This window comes from Calditrichota bacterium, assembly GCA_016867835.1.
Classification (GTDB): Bacteria; Electryoneota; AABM5-125-24; order Hatepunaeales; family Hatepunaeaceae; genus VGIQ01.
In genome coordinates this window covers 1-12,624 of the sequence record VGIQ01000013.1, presented here as the reverse complement: position 1 = coordinate 12,624, position 12,624 = coordinate 1, and the positions used below count along the sequence as shown (strand labels likewise).

The window sequence follows — 12,624 nt, the reverse complement described above, 5'->3', positions numbered from 1 at the left end:
GCCTTGAGCCTTGAGCCTTGATCCTCCCTCATCCCATTTCCGCATACTTGATTCCACCCTGCCGGAGTTCACGTTCCTTCATTAGGGCAAAGATGACCGGTGTTACGATCAAGACGTGCACCGCCGATGTGAGCAGCCCGCCGATCATCGGAGCGGCTATAGGCTGCATAAGGTCGGCGCCGGTGCCGTGCGACCATAAAATCGGCAACAGGCCAATCATAGAGGTGCCTACAGTCATCAATTTGGGCCTAAGCCGCGCGACCGAGCCGGTCATAATCGCCCCGTAGAGGTCATCCCGGCCGATCATCACCCGTTCCCCGACCGCAAGGTCCTTACCCGCTTGCCTATGAAGGGCATGATTAAGCGCTTCGTGCAGATAGACGACCATCACCACACCAGTCTCGACGGCGACCCCGTAGAGAGCGATGAATCCCACCCATACGGCTACGCTCCAGTTGAAGCCGAGAGCCGCAATCAGGATCGCACCGCCGGTCAGCGAAAATGGCACCGAGAGCATCACCAGGCCGGCTTCGGTCCAGGAGCGGAAGACAAAGTATAGCAGGATCAAGATAAGAACCAACCCCAGCGGCGCGATGATCATTAGCCGCTGCCGGGCTCGCACCTGATGCTCCCACTGTCCCGACCATTGGACGAAGTAGCCGGGCGGAAGTTGTAACTCCGCCTTTAGGGTCGCCATTGCTTCGGAAACGAATCCACCCAGATCGCGCCCCCGCACGTTGAGAAAAACGACCGAGCGCGGCAGCGAGTTCTCGGAACTGATCATCGGCGGGCCGTCGGCGACGCGGATTGCGGCTACTGCCGAGAGCGGTATGAAGGCGGCTCCGACCGCCGAGACGGCGAGGGGACGTCCGCTCGAGGCGGTCGCAAACGAAGATGAGGCACCTCCTCCCATTCCGCTCATCGCTCCCGGTGATACACCGCTTGAGCCGGCGATGCGGACCGACAGCAGGATCTTTCCAAGTTCCTCCGGCGAGTCGCGAAAGTCACGCGCATAGCGAATCCGCACCGGATAGCGATCGCGGCCTTCGACGGTGGTGGTGGCAATCATCCCCCCGGCTGCGGCTTCGATCACCGACTGGACCTCGCCGACCGTAAGGCCATAGCGCGCCAGAGCCGCCCGGTCGGGGATGATGTCGATATAGTTGCCGCCGATGGTCCGCTCGGCAAAAACGTCCGCTGCGCCGGGCACTTTCTTGACGATGTTCTCGGCTTCGATGGCGAGCCTCTCCAGTTCCACCAGATCGGGCCCGAAGATCTTGATCCCGAGGTCGGTCCGAACGCCGGTCGCCAGCATGTTGATCCGGTTGATGATCGGCTGCGTCCAGCCGTTGGCGACGCCGGGAATCTGCAGTTTGGCATCCATTTCGGCGATCAGGTCGTCGCGGGTGAGGCCTTTGCGCCACTCGTGATGCGGCTTCAGGAGGATAATCGTCTCAATCATCGAGACCGGCGCCGGATCGGTCGCCGTTTCGGCCCGGCCGACCTTGCCGAGCACCAGATCGACCTCCGGAATCGACCTAATGATCTTGTCCTGGACCTGAAGGATCCGCTTTGCCTCGGTGATTGAGACGTTGGGGAGCGTCGTCGGCATAAATAGGAGACTGCCCTCGTCGAGCGCCGGCATGAACTCGCTCCCGATCCTGAATGCCAGCCAGGCGGTGAAGACCAGCACCCCCGCGTTGATGGCGATAGTCGTCCACTTGAACTTCAGCGCCCAAGCCAGAACCGGCCGGTAGAGGGAGTTGAGGTAGCGATTGAGCGGGTTGGCATCTTCGGGGCGGAGTTTGCCGCGCAGGAAGAACGTGCAGAGCACCGGCACCAAGGTAACTGCAAGAAATGCCGAGAAAGCCATTGCCGCGGTCTTGGTCATAGCCAGGGGGAAAAAGAGTTTCCCTTCCTGCCCTTCAAGGAGGAAGACCGGCACGAACGAGAGCACGATGATCGCCATCGAAAAGAAGATCGGCCGCCCGACCGTCCGGCACGACGCCGCCACCGTTCCGATAATGTCGCGCCGGGCGGCTTCACCGCCCTCAGAGAGGTGTCGGTAGGCATTCTCCATAACGATGATCCCGGCGTCGACCATCACTCCGATAGCAATGGCGATTCCCGAGAGCGACATCAGGTTCGACGAAACCTTCAGGTAATACATTGCGATGAACGACGCGACGACCGCAATCGGGAGCGCGATGATCACCACCAGCGCCGAGCGGAAGTGCAGGAGGAAGATCATGATCACCGCGCAGACGATCAGGATTTCCTCGATCAGCGTATTGCGGAGAGTGTTGACGGCACGGACGATCAAATCCGAGCGGTCGTAGGCCATCTTAACTTCGACGCCGGGCGGCAGGCCGCGTCGCAGTTCGTCCAGGCGCACCTTGACGCGGTCGATCACATCGCTGGCGTTCTCGCCATAGCGCATTACGATGATGCCTCCGGCGACCTCGCCTTCGCCGTCTTTGTCGAGCAGCCCTCTCCGGATGCGCCCGCCCATCTGCACCGTGGCCACATCGCCGACGGTGATCGGCACACCGCCTGCGCCGGCACGAATGACGATTTGCTCAAGGTCCTGCTTCCGCTGGACATAGCCGAGACTGCGGATCAGGTATTCCATCGAGGAACGTTCGACCAGACCGCCGCCGACGTCGATATTGGAGTTACGGACGGCATCCATCACCTCCATCGTTGAAACGCCGTAGGAGATCAGTTTGGCGGGGTCGAGTTCGACCTGATACTCCTTGACGAAGCCCCCGATGGATGCAACCTCGGCAACGCCTTCGACCGACGAAAGGCCGAGCCTTAGATACCAGTCCTGGATCGAGCGAAGTTGCGCCAGATCGTAGTCTTTACCCTCGACAGTATACCAATAGACATGTCCGACACCGGTGCCGTCGGGGCCAAGCATCATCATGGCGCCAGGCGGCAATTGGCCCTGGATTTCGCTCAACTTCTCGAGCACCCGCGACCGCGCCCAGTAGATATCGACGTCGTCGTCGAAAATCACATAGACCATCGAAAGACCGAACATCGACTGTCCGCGCACCGCTTTGACCCGCGGCATACCCTGCATCACCGTCTGGAGCGGATAGGTTACCTGATCCTCGACCAGCCGCGGCGCGCGCCCCATCCAGTCGGTCATCACAATGACCTGATTGTCCGATAGATCGGGAATCGCATCAACCGGCGTCCGGTAGAGCGCCCAAACGCCCCAGAGCACCAGGAAGAGCGTCGTCATAAGGACAATCGCCCGATTGCGGAGGCTCCATTCGATCAGCCGTTCAATCATAGAACGTCAGGCTTTGGGTTATGGACCATGCCTTGGAACTATCCCTCCCGTTTCACCAGAAACATCCCGCACTTGGGGCACCGTTCGCCCGGCTGGTCCGAGGATACCTCCGGGTCCATGGGGCAGTAATAAGCCCCTTCAGACTTCTTGGCAGGCTTTGCTTCGCCGTGTCCGGAGTGGTCTTGATGGCTCTCCACCTTCCCTGAATTGTCCGACGCTCCGCTCATTTGCTCTTCACCAGGACTCACTTTCGCACCGTGATTGTGCCCCGAGCCGAGCCGTTTAATCTGCGCATCGCTGTCGATCAGATAGCCGCCTGAGAAGACGACGACATCGTCTATCGTAATCCCGTCCAGGACCGCGACCATACCGTCCTGACGGGAGCCGGTCGTTACGTGGCGCGGCTCGTAATGCCCCGGTTCGACTTCGACCCAGACCGCGGTCCCCCGTCCCGAGACGAGGAGGGCGTCTTCGGGCAGAGCCAGCGCTTCGGATGCCTTATGTGTGGCAATACGGACCTTTACGAACTGCCCGACCTGCCATCGACCGCTGCGATTCGAGAGGAGGGCGCGGAAGTTCAGCCTTCGCAGCCCGGTATCGAGCGACGGCGAGAGGCTGACGATTCGGCCTGTTGCGTTCAACAGGTCTGTTCCGGATTTGCCGGCCATGATTTCGACCTCCATTCCCACCCGGACAGCAGGGATGTCCTGCTCCGACACCGCCGCTTCGACCCATACTTCGGACAGGTCGGCGAACTCCAGCAGCCCCATCCCCGACATCAGCCAGTCGCCCTCGGCCGCGAGCCGTTCGATGAGCGTGCCGTTCGATGCGGCGTGAAAGGTGAAGGTTTCAGCCGTCTCTACGCCGCGGGAGACGCTTTCGATATGACCCGGTTCGAGGCCGAGCCCGAGCAGTTTGGCTCGGGCGGCGGCAAGAAACTCCTGCCGGACGGACGTGTCGGGATACCAGCCGGCGACTTGATATTCCCGTGCCGCCGAGGCAAGATCGGGACTGTAGAGGTCGTAAAGCGGATCACCGGCCCGGACCTCCATTCCCGGTGTTGAGACATAGAGCCGTTCGACGCGGCCCATGGCGCGAGTTGAGACGCGCCAGCGGCCTTCATCGCGCGCCGCGATCACCCCCGGCACTTCAAGTCCCGGCTTGAACGTCAATCGCTCCGGGCGGCCGGTCTTCACGTTGGCGAGGACGCGCTGGGTCGGGTCGAGCGAGACCGTCCCGGCAAGCGCAGCAACTTCGCTGCCGCCGCCGGAAGCCTGCCGCTTTACCAGTTTCATTCCGCAGATGGGACAATCGGCCGGGCGGTTGGAGGTTACCTGCGGGTGCATCGGGCAGACGTAGAGATCGCCGGAATTTGCGGCGCCATCGGATGCGCCTCCAGACCGGCTCATGAACCGGCCGGCGATCAAGATGCCGTTCAGCACGAGACTGGCCGCGATGAGGATCACCAGCCAGGATGGTATCTTGCGCGGTTCGCTCATTGCGACGGTTCCTCCGCTCTTGATAACTCGGGGCTGTCGGGAGCAAACCCTCCGCTCCCGAGGCGGGCCATGATTTGCCCGCGCAGCGCCCAAACTTCAGCCAGGGACATCGTCCACTCCATTTCAGCCATGATCTTCTTCATTCGCGCCTCGGTCAGGGCCATCAGGTCGGCTTTGCCGGATCGGTAGTCCGCAAGCGCCGCCTTATATAGAGCCTCCGACGAGACGAGGAGATCGGTCCGGACGAACTCACAGCAGTCGGCCTGCTCCTTCCACCGTACGTGCAGTTCCCGGATGCGCTTGATTTCGGCGAGACGAGCGTCGGCGACGGTTGCCAGCGACCTCCGGTGCATCGCGCGCATCTCCTCTACTTGCGCGTCCTGGTTCCCCTTGCGCCATAGCGGCAGTGGGAACGAAAGTTCGACCGAGATCATATCATCCATATCCATCCGGCCTGGCATCACGGGCTCACCATGCTCATCGATGCCGCCGGGGGTGTTGACGTAACTTCTCAGGTCATAGTTGAGCATCAGTTCGACGTCGGGATAATACTCGAGTTGCGCGCGCTTTAGAGCCAGTTCGGAGACTTTAGCAGTGGCAAGGGCATTCCGAACGACAGGTGTCCGGTCGATGACGTCCCTCTCAAGCAGCGAGTCAACCGGTAGAATGCGGGGGAAGTCGGACGGGAGGTGCACCTGCTCCAACTCATCTTCGGTCAGGTCTTCGGCGCCGACGGCATAAGCCAGTTCGGCGCGCTTGCTGCCGATCAGTCCCTCGGCGGCGAAGATTCGAATCTGCCACTCCTGTAGTTCGAGGCGCGCGCGCTGGATGTCGGATTGGCCGCTCATCCCCGAAGCGGTCATGATTTGCGCCGCGGCGATCATCTCCTCGATCAGGAGCCGGCCTTGCTCGAGGATGGTTCGCTGTTCGATAGCGCCGGCCAGATCGTAATAAGCCATCGCCGTCATCGCGGCCATTTCGCTGCGGGCCTGGAGGAGTTCGTGGCGCGATTCGGCAGTGGCGGCATCAGAGGCGCGGCGAGCGGCGGGATTCTTGCCCGGAAAGGGAATCTTCTGCCCGACGCCGAAGGTTACGGCAGTAGCTTCGTCTTCGTGAAAGTCGAAACTGACTGGCAGCCCCATCACCCCGACCCGAAACTCCGGATTCATCCACGAGTAGGTCATTCGGCCCCGAGCCCGGACGGCGTCGGTCATCCGGTTCATAGCATCGAGGTCGGGGTGCGCATACCACGACTTCTGAATGAATCTAAGGAGAATGCTGTCGGCACGGGCGGGATCGGCTTCGGGCGGGACCTGATCGAGCGCAATGAGGAAGTGCGGCAGTGCCAGTAGCGCAAGTGTTGAGGCTACGGCTGCTGCAGTATAGGACCTGGTAAGGAAAGGTTTCCGGGGCTTCACTGCCCGCCGGAAGATTGGACTGGAACGGTATTCAAGTGTAAATTGAATCGTTTATTCGCTTTGAGAGCCGATTACAGAGTTGGGGACTGTTCGATCGTCAACCTATTAGATACTACACGCCGTACTTCATATTCGTTGGGACTCCAAATCGTCATCCTCATTATCGGCCTCACTTTAGTTGCAATTTGCGCTCCAGTTGCCGGTGCTCAAGGTGAGATTCCGGACGCTTCGGTCCTACCGGAAATGCCCGATACAACCGCCGGCGATACCCTTGTCCCGTCGTTGAAACCTCCTGCGGCTGGAATTGACAGCGTCCTGATCTACTCCGCCGACCGCATCCTCTTTACTTTCGATCCGAGATTCACCCGCTTCGACGGGAACGCCCGGATTCATTACAAGTCGATGGAACTCGAAGCCGCCCGGATCGACGTCCGCTGGCAGGACGACCATTTGACCGCCCGGAGCGACTCGGCGCTCGCACAGGACGATCGGTTAGAAATTGAACTTCCCGCCGTCCTTGAAGATACGACCGAAACGGGGGATAGTTCCAGTGTTGAGGCGGAAGATCGCACCACGCGCCCGCTTCCGAAACGACCCCGCCCGGTGAAAATGATCGATGGCGAACAGGTCGTGACCGGCCGCGAACTCACCTATGACCTAAAGACCCGGCAGGGCGTCGTAAAGGCCGGCGAAACCGACTACCAGCAAGGGCGCTATCGGGGCGGGACGATCAAGCGGGTCGATCCGGAGATCTACAACATCCGGACGGGATACTACACCACCTGCGACCTCTCGGATCCGCACTATTCGTTCTGGAGCCGCGATATGAAACTCGTGGTCAAGGACAAGGTGATCGCTCGACCGGTAGTGCTGATGTTTGGGCCGGTTCCGGTGGCAATAGTGCCGTTCGGGGTTTTCCCCGCGCGCGGTGGACGGAGGTCGGGGCTTATTGTGCCAACCTATGGCGAATCGTCCTCGCAGGGGAGGTATTTCACCGGTCTCGGCTACTACTACGCCCCTAACGACTATTGGGATGCCCAGGCGCGGATAGATTACTACGAGCGTTATGGCATTCTGACCGGCGCAAACCTCTCCTATGCGCTGCGCTATCTCCTGCGCGGCAGCCTCGCCGGCTCCTACATCAACCGCCAGGAGGGCGCCGTCCGCAAGCGGCAGTGGGACTTGACGCTCAACCATTCGCACGAACTCTCGCCGACCGCCAACCTGATTATCGCGGCGACTTTCGTCTCCGATGCGACGGTCTATAAGGACTACTACCACAACCTTGACGACCGCCTGCGGCAGGAGGTCCGCTCCGACGCGACGTTCAATAAGCGCTGGGCCGGGACACCCTACAGCGGCTCGCTCAACCTCCATCACGACCGGAATCTCGCCACCGGCAGGGAAACGATCGTTCTACCGCAAGCCTCATTCAGCCGCAGCCAGTCGCCGCTCATTCCACCGCCGGAAGGCTCCAAGCCCGACGAGCAGGCGTGGTGGCACGGTATCTTCTGGAATTATCGCGGCCAGGGGCAAAACCGATCGACCGTTACGCCGGTGAAGACGACCCGGTTTGTAGAATCGGGCGACTCGCTGATCCGGCTCCTTGACGAATCGAAAATCTCACGAGCCCAAGGCGGCATCCGGCATGACCTTGGCTTCACCGGATCGTTCAAGCCGTTCGGCGTTCTGGCTCTGACACCGCGTATTTCCTATACCGAGACCTGGCAGGATGAATGGTTCACCTTCGAGCGGGACAGCGCCGGGCGGGTCGATACGACGAAACATAAAGAGTTTCGGACTCGTAGAACCTTTAGCACCGGGATCGGTCTATCGACCCGGCTCTACGGCATCTTTCGGCCGCGCATATTCGGTGTGCAGGCGATCCGGCATACCTTGTCGCCGTCGCTCGGTTTCACCTGGATACCCGACTTTTCGGACCCGGAGTGGGGTTATTACGACCGCTTCGAGGGCACGTCGGGGCGAAGGCTCTACTACGACCGCTTTGGCGGAAACCTCTACGGCGCGACGCCGCGTGGCAAGCATGAAGCGCTCTCCATCGGTATGGAGAACCTCTTCGAATACAAGCGGCTGGTGAAGGAGAAAGAGGTCAAGGGGGAACTCTTCAGCGTCGGGATGGGGACGTCGCATAACTTCGCTGCCGACTCGATGAAATGGTCGGATCTGGCGACCTCACTGCGCATTCGTCCGATGGGAGAGGGCGTCCTGCCCGGTGTATCGGGGCTCGGTTTCGATTTGACCGCGAGCCACAGTTTCTACGGCCTTGAGGCTATACCGAGACCTGATGGCGGTGCCGATTACTATGCGGTCGAAAAGCCGGCGCCGAACGGACTGCGGCTTCTATCCTTCAATCTGACGACGTCGCTCAAGTTCAGCGGCGGAGCGGCTAAGCCGACACCGCGCGACACTTCACGAACGGCGCTCTCCGACACGGCCCGGCGGATTGCAACACCGCCAGACTGGAAGCCTTCTCCGATGCCGTGGCAGTCCGGTGTTTCGCTTCGCTACGGAGAGCGGCGATCGAATCCGAACGACATCACCCGCGATGTCTGGGGGTCGTTCAACTTAGATCTGCAGGCGACGAAAAATTGGAAGGTCGGCAACTCGTTCACCTACGATTTTGTCAACCAACAAATCTCTGCAGTCAGCATCAGTATCCAGCGCGATCTTCATTGCTGGCAGGGCAGTTTTACCTGGAATCCGACCGGCGTTGGACAGGGTTATTATCTGAACATCTCGGTCAAAGCGCAGCAGTTGCGGGATGTGAAAGTGGAGAAGCGCGAGGGGCCGGGAGGTGGATTCCTTCCATTCCGTTAGCACGACTTGGTGCAGTTTGTTACCCATCAGTCCGGTCTATACACCCCCCCGCGAAGCAGGTGGGAGAAGACAAGAACTAACAGCACCAAGTAGTAACTATAATCCATATCACACATTACCACCTATGTCAAATCAGCCCCGAGACTTTCTCAATCTGACCGACCTCACGCGAGCCGATCTGCTCCATCTCCTCCATCACGCTGTCCACCTCAAGGACCGCACCCGTTCCGGCGAATGTCCAACGCCGCTCAGTGGGGAAGAGGCCGCGCTCATCTTCCACAAGCCAAGTCTCCGGACGCGGTTATCCTTCGAGGTCGGCATCCGGCAATTGGGCGGAAATGCGATGTTCATTACCGACCGCGAGATCGAGTTGGGTAAACGGGAAACGACCGCTGATGTTGCGCGCGTCTTAAGCCGGTTCGCTCAACTGATCGTCATCCGCACTTTCAAACAGTCGGACGTCGTCGAACTTGCTCACTATGCACCGGTGCCGGTCATCAACGCTCTGACCGACCTCGAGCATCCCTGCCAAATCTTCTGCGACCTGCTGACGATCTTTGAGAAGTTGCAGACCGTCGAAGGCCTCAAGATCGCCTACCTCGGCGATGGCAACAACGTTGCCCGTTCCTGGATCGGCGCTGCCAACCGGCTCGATATCGATCTCTGGGTCGGCACCCGTCCCGAAACCGATCCCGGCAGCGATTTTGTCGAAGCGATGACCGACGGCGCCCGTGGCCGGATCACCATAACCGACGACCCGCTCGCGGCCGCCCGGGGTGCCGATGTCCTATACACCGACGTCTGGGCTTCGATGGGAGAGAAGGAGAAAGTTGGCGAACGGGCGTCTCTGCTCGAGCCATATCGACTCGACGAGCGACTACTTGAAGCCGCTTCGCCACACTGCCTTGTGATGCACTGCCTTCCCGCCGAGCGGGGGCGCGAGATTACCGACGGAGTGATCGAAGGCCCCCATTCGGTCGTCTTCGATCAGGCCGAAAACCGTTTGCACGGGCAGAAATCGCTGATACTATGGTGCCTTGGAAGGGCGTAGGCCGGATGAACCGTAGCGCCGTGGTCGCACTGTTCACTGCAGGATTGCTAACGTCCTGCAATGAGAACGGGCTATTCGTGGCGCGCGGTCTGATTGCGTCGGGAGACTACGTCGGAGCACTCGAGCGATTGTCGTCGCTGGGGAATAGTCCGGAAGCAGATCGCTTGCGAGCAACAGCACTGCTGGTAGAGGGTGCGACGGATGAAGGATTTGACGCGCTGCATCGCGCCAGCCTCGACTCGGCCGACGCCGGGAGGTTGCTTTTTGCTGCCGCGTCGCAGGTTATCCGGGAGAAGCGCCGGACGCAAGAGGCCATTCAGCTGCTCGACAGCGCGCTCGTCAACGATCCGGTCCTTAGAAGCGAGGTAGCCGCGCTGCTTTGGAATCGGGGCGTCGAATATCTGAAGATGACCGGCGACGGCGGGTTGAACCTCTTTGAAGCGGCAATTCGCTTGGACCCGTTGGTTGCGGGCCGTTTGCAGGGATTTGACGTCGCATTGGCACGGCGCCTGGAGGAACTGCAGGCCATTCGCAGTGTCGTCCAGCGTCTGCAAGAAGGATACGACCGACTGCAGGATGGAAACGCATCTGCACCCGGCAACATGATGGACTTACTCATTCAACGTCCCGACTTGACGCCGCATACCGACCGCAAAGGCTGGCTCTTTTGCCTGGAGCGGAGTTCATCAGGACGGATGTTTGTCATCGCCGAAGCGCGAGCCATCACCGCGTCAGGCGTTCCGGCCGGCACGCGAATCGGGATCAAATGACCCGCACACCTCCGCCGCCATTCACCGTCACGACCGGGATCGACATCGTTGAGATCGCCCGCGTCGAACGGCTCTACGAACGCTGGAACGGACGGTTCGTTCGGAGATTCTTCACGGTCCACGAAAACGCCCAGTGCCGCGGGCGCGTCGAGCGCATGGCAGCGTTGATCGCGGCCAAGGAAGCATGTTCCAAGGCACTCGGGACGGGCCTTAGGGGCGTCGGCTGGCGGGAAATGGAGGTCTTGCACGAATCAAACGGCAAGCCGGTGCTCGTCCTTCATGGTCGTGCGCTCCGCATCAGTCGTCGGCTCGGCTGGGCTTCAACCTCGGTCAGCCTGACTCACGATGGCGGCGCAGCGGTCGCAGTGGTCGTCGCGCTGCAGAGCCGTGAAGCGGGGCCGGGATGAAATGGCAGGCGCTCGCCCGGCAGATACTTGAGCGGTCGTTGTCTGGAGGTTTGCTATCGTCGGTCAAGGTCGAACGGATTCGAGAGGCTATCGTCACAAGCGATGGCATCAACACCTATCGCCTTATGCGGGATGCGCATCCCGCTGATCGCACCTGGAACAAGGTCTGGTCCGGAGCACAGCGCTACGGTTGGTATGGGCCGGTCGTTACAACATCATCGCTGCGGCTGGCGGCGCTCACCTTTGCCGACGACGCAATCCGTGAAACGACACGACATTTGCTGAACTGCCTGGCGCAAGGAACCCTGTCGTCGCTGGAAACAGAGTTGCTTCGCAACAGCCTTGCCTGGGCTGGAATTGCCTGTCCTGCCGACCTACGACCGGGAATGCTATCAAAATCTGCGCTTGCCCTGCTAAGACGGCTCAACCTTGACTGTAGGGAATGTCCCATCATCGAACGTTGGCACTGGGCGGGAACGATGGGGGTGGGCTACCTGTCCGATGGCGGACGCGTCTATGCGTCACGGGAACTGGTATGGGCTGTGGCGTTGGAGACTCGTCTTAATCATCAGGGGCGATTGCCGCCGGACATCGTAACCTTTCTCGCCGGAGTAAGGCCCGAGCATCGGCACCTGCCGATGGAGCCTGAGCGACTTGGCAGTGCGGTTGACGTCCTTATCCGAATGGGGCTGGCGCAACTGGAGGTGGATGGACTTAGGTTGGCTATCGACGCGGGGGAGTTTCCGCGTCTTGCGGCGCGCCTCTGGAGTGGCAGGTGACCAGGTCGTTATTGATTTTTCAAGATTAACTTTCCCTCCCGACGACCCATCTCCTCTAATCTTGCCACCGCCCAGATTGATAGCGTGATGAAGACGACCGCCATCCCGCTCAAGATTGCAAGTTCGATCTCCGGAGCCAACAAACCAGTCCGATAAGCGCCGGTCATCGTTTGACGCAAGGCATCGAGGCCAAGCGTGGTCGGGATGAGTGATGCCGCCGCCCAGGCAAATAGGCCGAGATACTTCACCGGGAAGTAGAACCCGCCGAGAAAGAAAATCGGTTCCATCATCAGGCCGAGGGCATTGAAGACGCCTCGACCGGCCATAAAAAAGAGCGAACTTATCGCCATTCCGAGCCCGTAGAGCGCGGCCATGGTCGCTGCAAAGACCGCCAGCGCGAGCCACGGATCTGCCACCGGGAAGGAGACCTTGAACCACAACTTGCTCGCCAAATAGATCAGCAGCGCCCGGGTCCCGGTCATATAGATTCCGCCGAGCGCCATTCCCAACAGCAGTGCTGCGCGTGGCATCGGCGTCATCAGGTAGCGCTCAAGGTTG

9 protein-coding genes are annotated in these 12,624 nt (G+C 60.3%); 5 read left to right on the top strand and 4 right to left on the bottom strand.

The window, feature by feature from the left end:
- Positions 1–28 precede the first annotated feature (28 nt).
- Genes FJY67_02715 through FJY67_02705 form a run of 3 tightly spaced genes read right to left on the bottom strand, consistent with a single transcriptional unit; the run spans position 29 to position 6,221 of the window.
- On the bottom strand, positions 29–3,304 hold the full coding sequence (locus FJY67_02715) for an efflux RND transporter permease subunit (protein MBM3328369.1): 3,276 nt from the start codon (positions 3,302–3,304) through the stop codon (positions 29–31).
- 38 nt (positions 3,305–3,342) lie between these two features.
- The gene (locus FJY67_02710) at positions 3,343–4,803 is read right to left on the bottom strand and encodes an HlyD family efflux transporter periplasmic adaptor subunit (GenBank protein MBM3328368.1); all 1,461 of its coding nucleotides are present in this window, start codon (positions 4,801–4,803) and stop codon (positions 3,343–3,345) included.
- Positions 4,800–6,221: a TolC family protein gene (locus FJY67_02705; GenBank protein ID MBM3328367.1), complete on the bottom strand. Its 1,422-nt coding sequence runs from the start codon at positions 6,219–6,221 to the stop codon at positions 4,800–4,802. The genes FJY67_02710 and FJY67_02705 overlap by 4 nt, the downstream gene beginning before the upstream one ends.
- Before the next feature lie 135 nt (positions 6,222–6,356).
- Between FJY67_02705 and FJY67_02700 the strand changes: the two genes are divergently transcribed.
- From FJY67_02700 to FJY67_02680, 5 genes are all read left to right on the top strand, one after another.
- The gene (locus FJY67_02700; protein MBM3328366.1) at positions 6,357–9,059 is read left to right on the top strand and encodes an LPS-assembly protein LptD; all 2,703 of its coding nucleotides are present in this window, start codon (positions 6,357–6,359) and stop codon (positions 9,057–9,059) included.
- A 124-nt stretch (positions 9,060–9,183) separates the two neighbouring features.
- The gene (gene argF / locus FJY67_02695; protein MBM3328365.1) at positions 9,184–10,110 is read left to right on the top strand and encodes an ornithine carbamoyltransferase; all 927 of its coding nucleotides are present in this window, start codon (positions 9,184–9,186) and stop codon (positions 10,108–10,110) included.
- A gap of 5 nt (positions 10,111–10,115) precedes the next feature.
- Positions 10,116–10,880, top strand: a complete 765-nt coding sequence (locus tag FJY67_02690) for a hypothetical protein (protein ID MBM3328364.1) — start codon at positions 10,116–10,118, stop codon at positions 10,878–10,880.
- Positions 10,877–11,287, top strand: coding sequence for a holo-[acyl-carrier-protein] synthase (gene acpS, locus FJY67_02685; protein ID MBM3328363.1), 411 nt, complete (start codon positions 10,877–10,879; stop codon positions 11,285–11,287). The genes FJY67_02690 and acpS overlap by 4 nt, the downstream gene beginning before the upstream one ends.
- Positions 11,284–12,066, top strand: coding sequence for a hypothetical protein (locus FJY67_02680; GenBank protein MBM3328362.1), 783 nt, complete (start codon positions 11,284–11,286; stop codon positions 12,064–12,066). The genes acpS and FJY67_02680 overlap by 4 nt, the downstream gene beginning before the upstream one ends.
- A gap of 8 nt (positions 12,067–12,074) precedes the next feature.
- Here the strand turns inward: FJY67_02680 and FJY67_02675 are convergent.
- The coding region (locus FJY67_02675; protein MBM3328361.1) for an ABC transporter permease at positions 12,075–12,624 on the bottom strand (550 nt) is incomplete at its 5' end.

Bases quoted from the DNA above. Each gene is read 5' to 3' on its own strand.
- FJY67_02715 (MBM3328369.1), bottom strand. From the start codon at position 3,304: ATGATTGAACGGCTGATCGAATGGAGCCTCCGCAATCGGGCGATTGTC.
- FJY67_02710 (MBM3328368.1), bottom strand. From the start codon at position 4,803: ATGAGCGAACCGCGCAAGATACCATCCTGGCTGGTGATCCTCATCGCG.
- argF (MBM3328365.1), top strand. From the start codon at position 9,184: ATGTCAAATCAGCCCCGAGACTTTCTCAATCTGACCGACCTCACGCGA.
- FJY67_02690 (MBM3328364.1), top strand. From the start codon at position 10,116: ATGAACCGTAGCGCCGTGGTCGCACTGTTCACTGCAGGATTGCTAACG.
- acpS (MBM3328363.1), top strand. From the start codon at position 10,877: ATGACCCGCACACCTCCGCCGCCATTCACCGTCACGACCGGGATCGAC.
- FJY67_02680 (MBM3328362.1), top strand. From the start codon at position 11,284: ATGAAATGGCAGGCGCTCGCCCGGCAGATACTTGAGCGGTCGTTGTCT.